Annotated in this window: 13 protein-coding genes; 10 read left to right on the plus strand and 3 right to left on the minus strand. The window is 64.8% G+C overall.

Going from position 1 to position 14,681, the window contains the following annotated elements; all coding sequences use genetic code 11:
- Positions 1-65 precede the first annotated feature (65 nt).
- The 4 genes from HL671_RS05550 to HL671_RS05565 all read left to right on the plus strand — a co-directional run bounded on the left by HL671_RS05550 (position 66) and on the right by HL671_RS05565 (position 5,141).
- Entirely contained in the window at positions 66-1,613 is a 1,548-nt protein-coding gene (locus tag HL671_RS05550) for an ABC transporter substrate-binding protein (protein ID WP_012047297.1), read from the plus strand.
- Between the two features lie 82 nt (positions 1,614-1,695).
- Positions 1,696-2,667, plus strand: a complete 972-nt coding sequence (locus HL671_RS05555; protein WP_012047296.1) for an ABC transporter permease — start codon at positions 1,696-1,698, stop codon at positions 2,665-2,667.
- Complete coding sequence (locus HL671_RS05560; RefSeq protein ID WP_012047295.1) at positions 2,664-3,503, plus strand: ABC transporter permease; 840 nt, start codon at positions 2,664-2,666, stop codon at positions 3,501-3,503. The genes HL671_RS05555 and HL671_RS05560 overlap by 4 nt, the downstream gene beginning before the upstream one ends.
- Positions 3,504-3,506: 3 nt before the next feature.
- Positions 3,507-5,141 carry an ABC transporter ATP-binding protein gene (locus tag HL671_RS05565; RefSeq protein WP_172235838.1) on the plus strand — a complete coding sequence of 545 codons (1,635 nt, stop codon included), beginning with the start codon at positions 3,507-3,509 and terminating at the stop codon, positions 5,139-5,141.
- 56 nt (positions 5,142-5,197) lie between these two features.
- Here the strand turns inward: HL671_RS05565 and rpsU are convergent, their stop codons facing one another.
- Positions 5,198-5,497: a 30S ribosomal protein S21 gene (gene rpsU / locus HL671_RS05570; RefSeq protein ID WP_012047293.1), complete on the minus strand. Its 300-nt coding sequence runs from the start codon at positions 5,495-5,497 to the stop codon at positions 5,198-5,200.
- Between the two features lie 443 nt (positions 5,498-5,940).
- On the opposite strand from rpsU, the gene HL671_RS05575 reads away from it, so the two are divergent.
- The 3 genes from HL671_RS05575 to HL671_RS05585 all read left to right on the plus strand — a co-directional run bounded on the left by HL671_RS05575 (position 5,941) and on the right by HL671_RS05585 (position 6,848).
- Positions 5,941-6,150, plus strand: coding sequence for a cold-shock protein (locus HL671_RS05575; RefSeq protein ID WP_012047292.1), 210 nt, complete (start codon positions 5,941-5,943; stop codon positions 6,148-6,150).
- A 117-nt stretch (positions 6,151-6,267) separates the two neighbouring features.
- The gene (locus HL671_RS05580) at positions 6,268-6,507 is read left to right on the plus strand and encodes a hypothetical protein (protein ID WP_012047291.1); all 240 of its coding nucleotides are present in this window, start codon (positions 6,268-6,270) and stop codon (positions 6,505-6,507) included.
- Positions 6,508-6,599: 92 nt separating this feature from the next.
- On the plus strand, positions 6,600-6,848 hold the full coding sequence (locus tag HL671_RS05585) for a hypothetical protein (protein WP_012047290.1): 249 nt from the start codon (positions 6,600-6,602) through the stop codon (positions 6,846-6,848).
- 131 nt (positions 6,849-6,979) lie between these two features.
- Here HL671_RS05585 and HL671_RS05590 read toward each other — a convergent pair whose 3' ends face one another.
- Both HL671_RS05590 and rpmB read right to left on the minus strand, forming a co-directional pair.
- On the minus strand, positions 6,980-8,242 hold the full coding sequence (locus HL671_RS05590) for a DUF2235 domain-containing protein (protein ID WP_172235839.1): 1,263 nt from the start codon (positions 8,240-8,242) through the stop codon (positions 6,980-6,982).
- A 345-nt stretch (positions 8,243-8,587) separates the two neighbouring features.
- Complete coding sequence (gene rpmB, locus HL671_RS05595; protein ID WP_012047288.1) at positions 8,588-8,896, minus strand: 50S ribosomal protein L28; 309 nt, start codon at positions 8,894-8,896, stop codon at positions 8,588-8,590.
- 590 nt (positions 8,897-9,486) lie between these two features.
- On the opposite strand from rpmB, the gene HL671_RS05600 reads away from it, so the two are divergent.
- The 3 genes from HL671_RS05600 to HL671_RS05610 all read left to right on the plus strand — a co-directional run bounded on the left by HL671_RS05600 (position 9,487) and on the right by HL671_RS05610 (position 14,592).
- Positions 9,487-10,296: a DUF3108 domain-containing protein gene (locus HL671_RS05600; protein ID WP_172235885.1), complete on the plus strand. Its 810-nt coding sequence runs from the start codon at positions 9,487-9,489 to the stop codon at positions 10,294-10,296.
- A 439-nt stretch (positions 10,297-10,735) separates the two neighbouring features.
- Positions 10,736-14,266: a helicase-related protein gene (locus HL671_RS05605; protein ID WP_172235840.1), complete on the plus strand. Its 3,531-nt coding sequence runs from the start codon at positions 10,736-10,738 to the stop codon at positions 14,264-14,266.
- A gap of 29 nt (positions 14,267-14,295) precedes the next feature.
- Complete coding sequence (locus HL671_RS05610) at positions 14,296-14,592, plus strand: RNA-binding S4 domain-containing protein (RefSeq protein ID WP_172235841.1); 297 nt, start codon at positions 14,296-14,298, stop codon at positions 14,590-14,592.
- Positions 14,593-14,681: the final 89 nt, after the last annotated feature.

Below are 14,681 nucleotides of genomic sequence, written 5' to 3' on the forward strand. Positions count from 1 at the left end.
GCGATTCGTCGCGCGTTGGCGCGCTTGATGCATTGCAGCGGATCGAAACAGTTGGGAAGTTCATCATGTTGAAACGGGTATTGCTGGGTGTCGCCATCGGCTGCGTTCTGTCCGCGGCTCATGCTGAGGAGCCGAAGTCGGGCGGTGTCGTCAATGCTGTCATCCAGCCCGAGCCTCCCGGTCTGATGCTGGCCATGGTCCAGAACGGCCCGACCCAGATGGTGTCCGGTAATATTTTCGAGGGCCTGCTGCGCTACAGTCCCAAGCTCGAACCGTTGCCCGGCCTCGCAGAGAGCTGGACGATCAGCCCGGACGCGAAGGTCTACACCTTCAAGCTCAAGCCCGGCGTGACCTGGCATGACGGCAAGCCGTTCACCTCGGCCGACGTGCTGTTCTCGATCGAGATGTTGAAGCAGACCCATGCGCGCGCCCGCAACAACCTCGTGATGGTCGATAAGGTCGAGGCGCCGGATGATCTCACCGTGGTGTTCACCTTGAAGGAGCCGTTCGGTCCCTTCATCGGCATCTTCGAGGTCGGTTCGATGCCGATGGTCCCGAAGCATCTCTATGAAGGGACCGACTTCAAGACCAATCCGAACAACAACGCGCCCATCGGCACCGGGCCCTTCATGTTCAAGGAGTGGCAGAAGGGATCGTTCATCCGCATGGTGAAAAATCCGAACTACCACGAGAAGGGCAAGCCCTATCTGGACGAGGTCTATTGGCAGATCATTCCGGATGCGGCGGCGCGCGCCGTGGCGTTCGAAACCGGCAAGGTCGACGTGCTGCCGGGCGGCTCGATCGAGAATTTCGACGTGCCGCGCGTCTCCAAGCTGCCCGGCGCCTGCGTCACCGGCGCCGGCTGGGAGTTCTTCTCGCCGATATCCTGGATGTGGCTGAACCTCCGCAATCCGATTCTCGCCAACAAGAAGGTGCGGCAGGCGATCATGTATGCCATCGATCGCGACTTCGCCAAGGACGTGATCTGGAACGGGCTCGGCAAGGTCGCGACCGGCCCGTCGGCTTCGACCATCAAGTTCTACACTGACGACGTGCCGAAATATCCGTACGATCCGGCCAAGGCCAAGGCGCTGTTGAAGGAGGCCGGCTACAAGGGCGAGAAGATCCGCATGCTGCCGCTGGCCTATGGCGAGACCTGGCAGCGCTGGGGCGAGGCGGTGAAGCAGAACCTGCAGGACGTCGGCATGACGATCGAGACCATCGCGACCGATGTTCCCGGCGGCAACCAGAAGATCATGGAGTGGGACTACGATCTCGCCTTCACCTATCTCTATCAGTACGGAGATCCCGCGCTCGGCGTGTCCCGCAACTACATCACCTCGGCCATCGCCAAGGGGCAGCTGTTCAACAATGTCGAGGGCTATTCGAATCCGGAGGTCGACAGGCTGTTTGCCGAGGGGGCAACCGCGCCGACCGACGCCAAGCGCAAGGAAGCCTATGAGAAGGTGCAGAAGATCCTCGTCGAGGACGTGCCTGTCGCCTGGCTTCTGGAGCTGCAGTTCCCGACGATCACCAAGTGCAAGGTGAAGAACCTGATCACCACGGGCGTCGGCGTCAACGACGGCTTCCGGGACGCCTGGCTCGACAAATAGCGCTGTTTGAGGGAGCGCGGCCATCAGCGCCGCGCTCCAGCGCATCACTCGATCATGCCGAGCTGACCACCACGGGCCCACTATGCTCTCCTTCATCGCCCAGCGCGTCGCGAAGGGCGTCATCGTCCTTCTCGCCATCATCGTGCTGAACTTCTTCTTGATCCGGCTGGCGCCGGGCGACCCGGCCGTCGTGATGGCCGGCGAAGCCGGTGCGTCCGACCAGCTGTTCGTCGCGCAGTTGCGCGAGAAGTTCGGCCTCGATCGTCCGCTGCCGGAGCAGCTCCTCATCTACGTCAAGGGGATCGCCAGCCTCGATCTCGGCTTCTCGTTCCGACAACAGGCCCCGGTGGCGAAGCTCATCGCGGAACGGTTGCCCGCGACCTTGCTGCTCACCCTATCGGCGTTCGCGATTTCGCTTCTGCTCGGCGTCTTCTTCGGTGTGCTGGCCGCGCGCTTCGCCGGCACCTTCCTGGATACCGCGATCACGGTGCTGGCGCTGATCTTCTATGCCACGCCGCTGTTCTGGATCGCGCTGATCGCGATCCTGCTGTTCTCCGTTTGGGCCGACTGGCTGCCGAGCTTCGGCTATGAGACGGTGGGCGCCGGCTACACGGGACTTCGCCATGCGCTCGATGTCGCCGCGCATCTGGTGATGCCGGCGGCGACGCTCGGGCTGTTCTTCATGGCGACCTACACCCGCATGACCCGCGCCTCGATGCTCGAGGTCAGACGGCTCGATTTCGTCAAGACCGCCAGGGCCAAGGGCCTGCGTGACGGCGTCATCCTTCGTCGCCACGTGCTGCGCAACGCGCTGCTGCCGGTGGTGACCTTGGCCGGCGTCCACGCCGGCACCCTGGTCGGCGGCGCGGTGCTGACCGAGACCGTGTTCGCCTGGCCCGGCATCGGCCGGCTGATGTACGACGCGCTGATCCAGCGCGATTACAATCTCCTGCTCGGCGTGTTCGTCGTCTCCTCCGCCATGGTGCTGATCTTCAATCTCATCACCGATCTCGTCTACCGCCTGGTCGATCCGCGCATCGAGTACGCCTCATGAAGCAGTTCTGGCGTACGATGCTGCGCAGCCCGAGCGGGATCATCGGGCTGATCATCCTGGTGCTGGCGATCGTGATCGCGGTGGCCGGGCCGTTCTATTTCCCCAACTCGCCCTGGCGCATGGTGCAGCGGCCGTTCGTGCCGCCGTTCACGGTGGCCAAGGTCCCGCTCGGCACCGATGCGCTCGGGCGCGACGTGCTGGCCGGCTTGATCTTCGGCGCGCGCGTTTCGCTGCTGGTCGGCTTGGTCTCGACCCTGGTCGCGCTGGTCGTCGGCGTGCCGCTCGGCGCCATCGCCGGCTATTTCGGCGGCCGTATCGATGATGCCCTGATGCGCTTCACCGAGTTCTTCCAGACCATCCCGAGCTTCGCGCTCGCCATCGTGCTGGTCGCGATCCTGCAGCCCTCGATCTACTCGATCGTCGCGGCGATCGGCCTCGTCAGTTGGCCGCCGGTCGCGCGTCTCGTGCGCGGCGAGGTCCTGAGTCTGCGGACGCGGGAATATGTTCAGGCCGCCATCGTCACCGGCCAGAGCAATGCCTGGATCATCTGGCGTGAGATTCTGCCCAACGCATTGTCGCCGGTTATCGTGCTGGCCTCGCTGATGGTCGCGACTGCGATCCTGCTGGAATCATCGCTATCGTTCCTCGGGCTCGGTGATCCCAACCTGATCTCCTGGGGCTACATGGTCGGCGCCGGCCGCACTGTGATTCGTCAGGCGTGGTGGATCACGGTGTTTCCCGGCGTCGCGATCCTGCTGTCCGTGCTCGGCCTCAATCTGATCGGCGAGGGCCTCAACGACGCGCTCAACCCGCGCCTGTCGCGCGAGGGCCGGTGACCCATGTCTGATCCCGTCGTTTCTGATCCCGTCGTTGCCATCAAGAACCTGCGCATCGCTTTGCCGAACGGCGCGGAGCGCACGCATGCCGTCGATGGTGTCTCGTTCGATCTCACTGCGGGGAAGATCGTCTGCGTCGTCGGCGAGTCCGGCTCGGGCAAGTCGATGTGCGCCCATGCGCTGCTCGGCCTGCTGCCCGACACAGTCAAGGTGGACAGCGGCGAGATCCGCTTCGACGGACGCGATCTGCTGACCGTCGACGAGGACGGCTGGCGCGATCTGCGGGGCCGCCGCATCGCGATGGTGTTCCAAGAGCCGATGACCGCGCTCAATCCGTTGATGCGGATCGGCGACCAACTGATGGAGGTGTTCGAGGCGCACGATTTGCTGACGCCGCGGGAGCGCCGCGCGAAGGCGCTGGCGCTGGTGCGCGAGGTCGGCCTGCCCGATCCGGAGCGCATCATCCGGGCCTATCCGCACCAGCTCTCCGGCGGCCAGCGCCAGCGTGCGATGATCGCGATGGCGCTCGCGCTCGAGCCGGCCGTGCTCGTCGCGGACGAGCCGACCACCGCGCTCGACGTCACGACGCAGGCACAGATCCTCAAGCTGATCCGCAATCTCCAGGCCAGCCACAACATGGCTGTCATGTTCATCACCCATGATTTCGGCGTCGTCGCCGATATCGCCGATCAGGTCGTGGTGCTGCGCCATGGCAGGGTCGTCGAGGAGGGCACGGCCGCCGCGGTGCTCGGCAGCCCGCAGCACGACTACACCAAGGCGCTGCTTGCTGCGGTTCCGTCCTTCGATCCGCCGCCGCGGCAATCGCGCGAGGCGGCGCCGCGGGCCGTGGAGGTGATCGGCCTCGACAAGACCTATTTGACGCCGACGGGCTGGTTCCGCCCCAAGCGCGAGACGCGCGCCGCCCATGCGGTGCATTTTGCCATCCACCAGGGTGAGACGCTCGGGCTGGTCGGAGAGTCCGGTTCGGGCAAGTCATCGGTCGCGCGGCTCGTCATGCGGCTGATCGAAGCGGACCGCGGCACGGTGCGCATCGGCGACGTCGATCTCACCGCGCTGGAAGGCCGCGCGCTGCGCGCCCAGCGGCATCGCATCCAGATGATCTTCCAGGATCCATTCGCGTCGCTGAACCCGCGCCGCAAGGTTGGTCGCATCATCGCCGATGGCATGGTGGCGCGTGGCACGCCGCTCGATACTGCGCTGAAGCGTGCGCAGGAGCTGCTGGCGATGGTCGGGCTCGATGCCGGCGCCACCGGTCGCTATCCGCATGAATTCTCCGGCGGTCAGCGCCAGCGCATCGGCATCGCACGCGCGCTCGCGCTCGATCCGGAGATCATCGTCGCCGATGAGGCCGTCTCCGCGCTCGATGTGTCCGTGCAGGCGCAGGTGCTGCGCCTGCTGGAGGATTTGAAGGCGCGGCTCGGCCTGTCAATGCTGTTCATCACGCATGATCTGCGCGTCGCCGCGCAGATCTGCGATCGCATCGCCGTGATGCAGAAGGGCGAGATTGTCGAGCTGAAGCCGACGGCGGCGCTGTTCGCCAATCCTGAGCACGCCTACACGCGCGAGCTGCTCGCGGCCGTGCCCAGACGCCGCCCCGAGATGGCGGTGATCTCGTAGGATCCGTCCGGGACGCGCCAGCAATGCTCGCGCGGGATCAGCGATCGTTTCGGAGACTAAGCCCTTGCAGGACCGCTGCCAGTCGTAGGTGCGGAGCTCGGCGGCAGCCCGCGCGGCGGTCGTGGCTGCAATATCTTCTTCACGGGAGCGGGCAGCAGTCCCTCGCGAATGGCCTGCTTGCGGGCCACCTTGCGCTGGCGCCGGATCGCATCCGACTTCTCGCGCGTCTTGCGCTCCGACGGCTTCTCATAGGCTCTGCGGCGCTTCATCTCGCGGAAGACACCTTCGCGCTGCATCTTCCGTTTCAGGATGCGCAACGCCTTGTCGACGTCATTGTCACGAACCAGAACCTGCAAAAGCGTCCTCCTTGCTTCATTTGTCGAAATGTCTGTAGGCAAAAGCAACGGCAGCGGTGCTGGTCCGGCATCGCGTGAGCCGGACGGCTGCGATCTTTCGATCTAATGAGTTGTGCGCGCTGCCATTCGACACAGTGATCCGCTTCGGGGGAAGGCGGGAGCACAATGTGTCTCTCAGCCATCGATGGCCGGGCCGTTATCGATGGTGTGACGAAGATAGGCGTTGTGGGCAGCCAACGCCAGCTCGCTGATTGGGCGCGCTGCGACGCCGAAACATTTTTGCTCGCGGCCTTGTATTCTCGCCGGAAAGGTTTAGTTTGACAGGAGTTCGATTAGCCGCTGTGCCTTTCTGAATGTGCCCGTGGGCTATTTCCCGAAGTCATCGCTCAGTTGAATGAGATCGCGCGGTCGTCGTGCGATGATTGATTTCTTGGAGAAAGAACATGCCGCAGGGTACCGTTAAGTGGTTTAATGGTCAGAAGGGTTTCGGTTTCATTCAGCCGCAGGACGGCGGAACTGACGTTTTCGTTCATATCAGCGCCGTCGAGCGTGCTGGTCTGGGCGGGCTGGCCGAAGGCCAGAAGGTCAACTTCGACCTGAAGACCGACAAGATGCGTGGCAAGGTCAGCGCAGAGAATCTCTCGCTGGCTTGATCACTGCCAAGCCATTTCACGGATGTACTGAAATGGTTGGTTTGCCCGCTCGATCCTGCGATTGAGCGGGCCATTTGCGTTCGCACGACAACCGCAGCCTTGCGGAAGGAGCTGTCCATGGCGAAGCGAGCCTCGGAGCCATCGCCAGAGAGCGTCGCCAGGGCGCAGCGGCGGCAGATCGCTGCCGAAGAGGGCGCCAAGGCGATGGCCGATACCGACCAACGTGCCGCTGCAATACGCCAGAACATGGCGCGGCTGCGCGCACTCAGGCTTGCCAAGGAAGCCGAGGACGCAATGGCGGGCAATGCTGCGGCCTCTGCGCCAAGTCCCAAGCGACGGAAGAAGGCGCTCCGTTAGAGCGCGCGTTTGTGCGCCTGCTGCTATGGCGTCAGCGCGTGTCCAGGCGAGTGTTTCGCGTCCAGCTGTAATGTCCTGCCGAGGAGGCTGACGTGGCCAGATCCATCGCATTGAACTTGCGTATCGCCAAGGATGATGCGGACGGCGAAGGGAAGACGATCGCGTTTGCGCTGGCGATCGGTTCTGCGCGGCAGGTCTGCCACCTCGAGACCAGCTTCTGCACCCGCAATCAGGCCTTTGCCTATTTGCAGCGAAATCGCACCGTGTTCGAGCAGCGGGCCCGCGAATTATTTGCCCGTGGCGAAGTCACGGATGGCGTCATTCATCTGAAGATGATCTGACATCTCGCCGCCAGGCGGCGCCCTGGTCGCGGCAGCATAGCCGCCGGTGCGGCGCCGACCGGCGCTCGAGCATGATCCGGACAGCCGCAACGGGGTGTTCGAAAGCGCCTGCTCCAACCAACATCGCTATCTTAGTCCGCCTTCTGCTTGATCGGCAGCGGTACGCGTTCATAGGTCGCCGGCAGGTTCACCGGTCGATAGTCCTTCGATTCCGCGATTCGCATCAGGACGCTTTCGTGGATGAAGGCGCCGTCGGGGATGAAGCGCGGCTCGCAATTCGGAATGTAGAAGCCGAAATGCACCTTGCGTTCCGGCCATTCCTTGTATTTGGCCTTCTTGGGAAGATATTCGAGCAGACGCCAGGCTGGCGTCATCGAGTGATGGAGCTGACCCTGGACGCTCGGGGCGACATAATGAAACGGGCTGTTCTTGCGCTGAACGCCCCAGGCCAGCTGGTTGACGGTGCGCGGGTTGACCGCGAGCCCGGCCTCGACCGCCTCATCGATCATCCATAGCAATGGATATTTCGACGCCGCCGATTGCGCTTCCGGATAGCCGCCGCCGACGTCGCAATGCACGCCGGCGAACCACACCTGCTTGGCATCCTGCGGCCGCGCCTGCGCCTTGTTGAAGCGGTTTGGCGTGAAGGTCTGCGGGATGTTCCATGCCTTGAGGCGGAACATGCAGCGCCGCTCGTCCATCGCTGCCGCTTGGCGGAAGATCTTCACGCTCGGATTCTGGATGGTGAAAGCGAGTTCTTCCAGGCTGGGCCATGCAAGCAGGCGATCGGTGCGCGGCACGATGACGCTCGCGACCGTATCCCATACGCCCACGAAGTGGATGGTCGGCCAGCGTGACGACGTGATCCGCGCGAATTGCGCGGCCTGGTCGTCGCGGCTTTCCGGAATCGGTCCGTCTTCCTCGGTGCTCTCGAGCTCGGTGGTGACGCCGCGCCCGGCCTTCGGATTGTCGGACGAGTATTTCTTGTAGGCGATCACGCCCGAGCCGGCGAGATTGATCTGATCAGGAGAGATCAATCCGACCTTGTGAATGAGTCCGGCCAGCACGCGTACAGTATAGGCGCCGCGCGAGAAACCGAACAGGAAGATGCGGTCGCCGTCTTCGTAATGCGTCGCGAGGAAGCAATAGGCATTGATGACGTTGTCGTCGAGCCCGTAGCCGGTCGCAAGCCCGAGCACCATGTTGAAGTTGGCTTTGAAGCGATGCCAGCTGTCGGGCTGCGTCAGCGTGCCGACACCGGGATCGTAGAACACCGCCTGATGCGGCGACGTCTTGTCGGTCTTGCGCAGGCAGCGATAGAGCTTGAGGACATTCGAGATGTTCTCGCTGATCTCGTTGCCGGTGCCGTCGCAGCAGATGACAATGTTCTTCATGGCAGCGTAATGCCCACAATAATTCTACCGCAACGAGTGTAGAGCATCCGACGAAGCTTGGGGAGATTGGTTGGCAGTGGCGATCGGCTCGCGTCGTCGACAGGTGGCGGGCGTGCTCCGGACGGCGATGTCGCTCGATGATGAGGCTGCGTTGTGAACTTCCGGTCGCTGGTCTTGGTCGCACGTCGCCCGTCGCGCGAGGTGTTCGTGCCTGCAGTCAAGTGTCGTCCAGGCGCTGTCGGGCGTCGTCAAACAGAAACGGCCGGATCCTGCGATCCGGCCGTAGTTTTACTCGACGTGCTCAAGCGGGGCCTTGATGCACCCGCTTTCGCGTCATTGATGAATTCAGCTGGCCTTCGCGACCGGCGCTGCCTCGGCAGCCTTCTTTTCGATCGCGCGCTTCAGCTCCAGCGCGCGCGGCGACAGCGTCGCGGCGTTCGCCTTCAGCAGATAGGCGTCGAGGCCGCCATTGTGGTCGACGCTCTTGATCGCATTGGTCGAGACGCGCAGGCGCACATTGCGGCCGAGTGCATCCGAGATGAAGGTCACGTTGCACAGGTTCGGCAGGAAGCGCCGCTTGGTCTTGATGTTCGAGTGGCTGACCTTGTGGCCAACCTGGGGGCCCTTGGCCGTCAGTTCACAGCGCCGCGACATGGCAATAAATCCTCTCTCATCCCCGCACCCTTCGTCCGCCAGTCTCGGCGGGCCGCGGGGGTCCAAAACTCGTCCAGCTCTTCTCTGGGAGATGCGGTCCTATAGGGGGGATGCGGCTTTTCGTCAAGGTTTTGAAGGCCGCAGCGAAACACGATGGCTGCGGCCCGCCGATCGATGGGTCCTCGCCGCGCGCCGCACGGGATGAAGCTGCGGGCCGGGCGCGAACGCCGGCGGATCGAAAAGCGGGCGTACAATCAATGGTATAGGGGGCAGTTTAGACCATATAAAGGGCGTATTCGCGGGCGATGGATCGGATCCCGGTGCGAGCAGGGCGACGCGGCAAAGCAGGCGCCGGCGGGCAAGGCGCAAGCCCAGCCTCCGGCAGATGTCTGGGCGCGGTTGTGGCGGGCGGTTGGAGCGCAAAGCGCTGGACAAGCCGCTATTGTCGGATGGTTCGCGTTGTTTGAAGGCGTTTTTGGCTTAAGTAGCAAGGACGACGCGCCGGGGTGATCCGGCGCACAGGCAGGCGGATCGGCAGGATCATCCCTCACGTGAGCATCATTTCGGCTTCCTCATTCCTCTCCTGTCGGCTGGTCGCGGCCGGTTCCGCTCTCGGCCTGCTGCTGCTGGCCCAGAACGCCCAGGCGCAGGCCCGGCTGGATGCGCAATATGAAGCTTCGCTCGCCGGTATCCCTGTCGGCAAGGGCACCTGGGCGGTCGAGATCGGCGACGACCAATATGGGGCCTCGGCCCAGGGGGGCACCGCCGGGCTGCTCAAGAGCTTCTCGCAGGGGGCCGGTACCGGCGCAGTCCAGGGACGTGTGGTCAATGGTGCGCTGGTCGGCCAGAGCTACCAGGCCTCGACCACCACGGGGAAGAAGTCCGAGCAGATCCACATCAATCTGCAGAACGGGAATGTGAAGGATTTCGCCATCGAGCCGACGCCGCCGGTCGATCCCGACCGTATTCCGGTGACGGATGCGCATAAGCGCGGTGTGCTCGATCCCATGACGGCCTCGCTGGTGCGCGTGCCCGGCAATGGCGAGCTGCTGGCGCCGGATTCGTGCCGCGGAGCGGCGCCGGTGTTCGATGGGCGCATGCGCTACGAGCTCAAGCTCGACTACAAGCGCATGGAGAACGTGAAGGCCGACAAGGGCTATCGCGGCCCGGCGCTGGTCTGCGCGATCTATTTCACGCCGGTGGCGGGCTACATCCCTGATCGTCCCGTGATCAAATATCTGGCTCAGGCCCGCAACATGGAGATCTTCTTCGTGCCGATCGCGGGCACCCGCGTCCTGGTGCCGTTCAAGATGGTGATCCCGACGCCGCTGGGAACCGCGATGCTGGAGGCCACGTCCTTCATCACCCAGGCGACACCGCACGTCGCCAAGACGCAGTAGCGGCAGACTCTCATCGCCGGCGGCTGCCCTGTGAACGTCCGAGCGCAGCCGAAAGCTTGGCTCACACGCTCGCGTCATCGCCGTTTTGCGCGAATCCGTTTGACTCTTTCCTTATTCTGATTCGACTCAGACCCTGTGACCATGCGTGGCGGTTCCATGGCGAAAGCGTTGCTTGTGGACTGGCCAAAAGCTTGATCTAGTGGAGTGGTCAACGCAGAGCGCGAGATGTTGCGGTGAACGAAGCCGGAAAGGCGATGGAGTCAGCGATTCCTTCGTGATTCGTTCTCAAGGCGTTCCGAAGCTTAAGCGGCGTCACTATATACGTCACAATGTGAGACAAGGGCGAGGATCGCAGCCGCTTCAGAACCCCGACAAATTCAGCATCCATCGCGCCTGACCCGCGCGCCTACAACGCCGGCCCGAGACCCAAATTTAACGAATGGCTTTTTCGTCTTCTTCGGCTGCCTCGCCTTTCGAGCGCACGCCCGATCGCGTTGCCGGCAACGGTGTCACCGCCGTGCTCGGCCCGACCAACACCGGCAAGACGCATCTGGCGATCGAGCGCATGCTCGCGCATTCCTCAGGGATCATCGGCCTGCCGCTGCGGCTGCTGGCGCGCGAGGTCTACAACAAGATCGCCGACCGGGTCGGCAGCGAGGCGGTGGCGCTGATCACCGGCGAGGAAAAGATCAAGCCGAAGGCTCCGCGCTATTGGGTCTCGACCGTCGAGGCGATGCCGCGCGATCTCGATGTCTCGTTTCTCGCCGTCGACGAGATCCAGATCGCCGCCGATCTCGAGCGCGGCCACGTCTTCACCGATCGGATTCTCAACCGCCGGGGTCGCGACGAAACACTGCTGCTCGGCGCTGCGACGATGCGCCCGATCATCGAGCGGCTGTTGCCGGGCGCCTCGATGGTGACGCGGCCGCGTCTGTCGCAACTCGAATTCGCCGGCGACCGCAAGATCACGCGGCAACCGCGCCGGACCGCGATCGTCGCCTTTTCCGCCGACGAGGTCTACGCGATCGCCGAGCTGATCCGGCGCCAGCATGGCGGCGCCGCGGTTGTGCTGGGCTCGCTATCGCCGCGAACGCGCAACGCGCAGGTGGAGATGTTCCAGAACGGCGACGTCGACTATCTCGTCGCCACCGATGCCATCGGCATGGGTCTCAATCTCGATGTCGACCACGTCGCTTTTGCCTCCGACCGCAAATATGACGGCTATCAGTTCCGTCGTCTCAACCCGTCGGAGTTTGCTCAGATCGCGGGGCGTGCGGGCCGTGCAACGCGTAACGGCACCTTCGGCACCACTGGGCGTTGTGCGCCGTTCGAGCCGGAGCTGGTCAACGCGCTGCAGAACCATACTTTCGATTCCGTGAAGGTCCTGCAATGGCGCAATTCGAGGCTCGATTTCGCGTCCCTGAGCGCGCTGCAGGTGTCGCTGGCGCTGGCGCCTGCGCATGAGGCGCTGACGCGGGCGCCGATCGCGGAGGATCTGCGCGTGCTCGATCACGCCGCGCGCGACGCCGAGGTGCGCGATATGGCCCATGGCGCGGCGGCCGTCGAGCGTCTGTGGGAGGCCTGCCAGATCCCGGATTATCGCCGGCTGTCGCCGGCGGCTCATGCCGAGCTCGTGACCACGCTTTACGGGTTTCTGATGCAGAAAGGGCGGATTCCCGATGCCTGGTATGCCGCGCAGGTCGATCAGGCCGACCGTGTCGACGGCGACATCGACACGTTGTCGGGCCGGATTGCACAAATTCGCACCTGGACCTTCGTCGCGAACCGACCGGATTGGCTGCGTGATCCCGACTATTGGCAGGGGATTACCCGCGAACTTGAAAATAAATTGTCAGACGCCCTTCATGAACGGCTCACGGAGCGTTTCGTTGATCGTCGTACCAGTGTATTGATGCGGCGCCTGCGGGAGAACAGTGTTTTGAATACGGAAATCGGCAAGACCGGCGAAGTGATCGTTGAAGGGCACACGATCGGTCGCCTCGATGGATTCACCTTCGCGCCCGACGCCGCTGAGGCTGGCTCTGAAGCCAAGGCCCTGCAGGCTGCCGCCCAGAAGGCGTTGGCTGGCGAGATCGAGGCCCGGGCTGAGAAGCTGTCCAATGCGCCGGACGAGCATCTCGTGCTGACCGCCGACGGCACCATCCGCTGGACCGGCGATGCGGTCGCCAAGCTCGTCGCCGCGGACGACGCGCTGCATCCGCGGCTGCGGATCATCGCCGATGAGCGCCTGACGGGCGCGGCGCGCGACAAGGTGCAGGCGCGGCTCGATCTGTGGCTGAAGACCCATATCGAGAAGCTGCTCGGGCCGCTGTTCGAGCTGTCCAAGGCCGAGGACATCACGGGAATCGCGCGCGGCATCGCCTTCCAGCTGGTGGAAGCGCTGGGTGTCATCGAACGCGCAAAGATCGCCAACGAGATGAAGGATCTCGACCAGCCCTCGCGGGCGACCTTGCGCAAATATGGCGTGCGCTTCGGGGCCTATCACATCTATGTCCCGGCTCTGCTCAAGCCCGCCGCGCGGGCGCTGGCCGCTTTGTTGTGGGCCGAGAAGCAGGGCAATGTCGACATGTCGGCGCTGACCGGCGCACAGCATCTGGCGAGCTCGGGCCGCACGTCGTTCCCGGTCGACAAGGCGTTGCCGCGCGATGCCTATCGGGTGCTCGGCTACAAGCAGGCCGGCGAGCGCGCTGTCCGTGTCGACATTCTCGAGCGCCTCGCCGATCTGATTCGTCCCGCGCTGGCCTGGCGTGAGAATGCGCCGGGCGAGAAGCCAGCGGGGGCCTTCGACGGCCGCAGCTTCGTCGTGACCCAGGCGATGACCTCGCTCACCGGGTCGGCCGGCGAGGATTTCGCCTCGATTCTGCGCGCCCTCGGCTACCGCATGGAAAAGCGCCCGCCGCTTTCGCCGAAGGTGGTCGAGCAGCCCGCAGAGTCGCCGGCGGCAGAGGTTTCTCCCGCTGCGGCGGAGGCGACCGGCGAGGCCGTGGTGGCAGAGACGCCGTCGGCCGATGCGGTCGAGGCGAGTTCCCCCGAGCAGGCTCCGACCTTGGCGGAAGCCGCCGTCGCGCCGGTGACCGAGCAACTGATGGCCGCGCCCGAAGCGCTCGCGGAGTCTCCTGCGCAGACCGCGCCGGCCGATGAGGCGCCCGCGCCGGTCTCCGCGCTGGCGTCGTTGCCACTTGTCGATTTCGTTGCCCGGGCTGCGGCTGGTGAGCCTGAAGCCGCCGCGCCCGATGCGGCGGCTCCAGATGCGGTCGCGGTGGACGCTGCGTCCGGCGCCGCTGAGACCGAGGCCGCGCAGCCGGCAACCGGCGAGGCGACGCCGGCCGGCGCAGCATCTGCCGAGGCTGTGCCCGCCGAGGCGGAGCCGGCGGTCGCGGCCGAGCCGGTTCTTATCGAGGTCTGGCGGCCTGGCGGGCGTTCGGAGGAGCGCCGGCCGCGCCATGACCACCATCAGCGCAACCGGCACCAGCGCCCGCAGCACGACCGCGGACAGCCCGCCGCTGGCGGACAGCAGGCCGGTGGCGAGCAGGCCGCTGGCGCGGCGCCAGCCGAGGGCGAGACGCGCGACCGCCATCGCGGCCATGGTCGCCGCGACCGGATGAAGGAGTTCGGCAAGGACTTCCGGAAGGGCCCCCGTGAGGCGGCCGCGGCGCCGGCCGAAGGCGCGCCGGCGCGTGAGGACCGTGGTCCGCGCCGCGACCAGGACGCCAAGGGGCGCGACCAGAACCGCGATCGCAACAAGGGCGGCAAGTTCGGCGGCGACCGTGGCGGCCGGGACTTCGGCAAAGGCGGTCGCGACAAGCGCGACGGCGGCCCGGCGCTGCGGCCCTACGCCTCCAGCGGCGGCGGCGGACGGGACCGCGACCGGCCGGTCGATCCGAACTCGCCGTTTGCCAAGCTCGCCGCGCTCAAGGAGCAACTCGCGGCGAACAACCGCAAGGACTGATCCGCGTCGCTTGAGCGCGCCGAGCCGAGATGACAACGCCGACGTCCGACGTCCCTTCAGAGCGCCAGCGCCTCGACAAATGGCTCTGGCATGCGCGGGTGGTGAAGGCCCGCACCAGCGCCGCGGCTCTGGTGACCTCCGGCCATGTCCGCATCAACGGCGTCCGCGAAACCTCGCCGGGCCATGGCGTGAAAGCGGGGGACGTGCTGACGATCGCGCTCGACCGCAATGTGCGCCTGCTCAGGGTGACCGCCTTCGCCGAGCGCCGCGGCGATGCGACATCGGCCCGTGCGCTCTATGATGAGCTCGATGGCGGCGCACGATGACGATCTGCTGTGTTCAATCCGACAGCGGTTCAGTTCTTCGTTCTGCTTCACTTGCGGCACATCACGTCCTGCGCTAGTGCAGGCGTGAT

The organism is Bradyrhizobium denitrificans (assembly GCF_013179005.1).
GTDB lineage: Bacteria > Pseudomonadota > Alphaproteobacteria > Rhizobiales > Xanthobacteraceae > Bradyrhizobium > Bradyrhizobium denitrificans.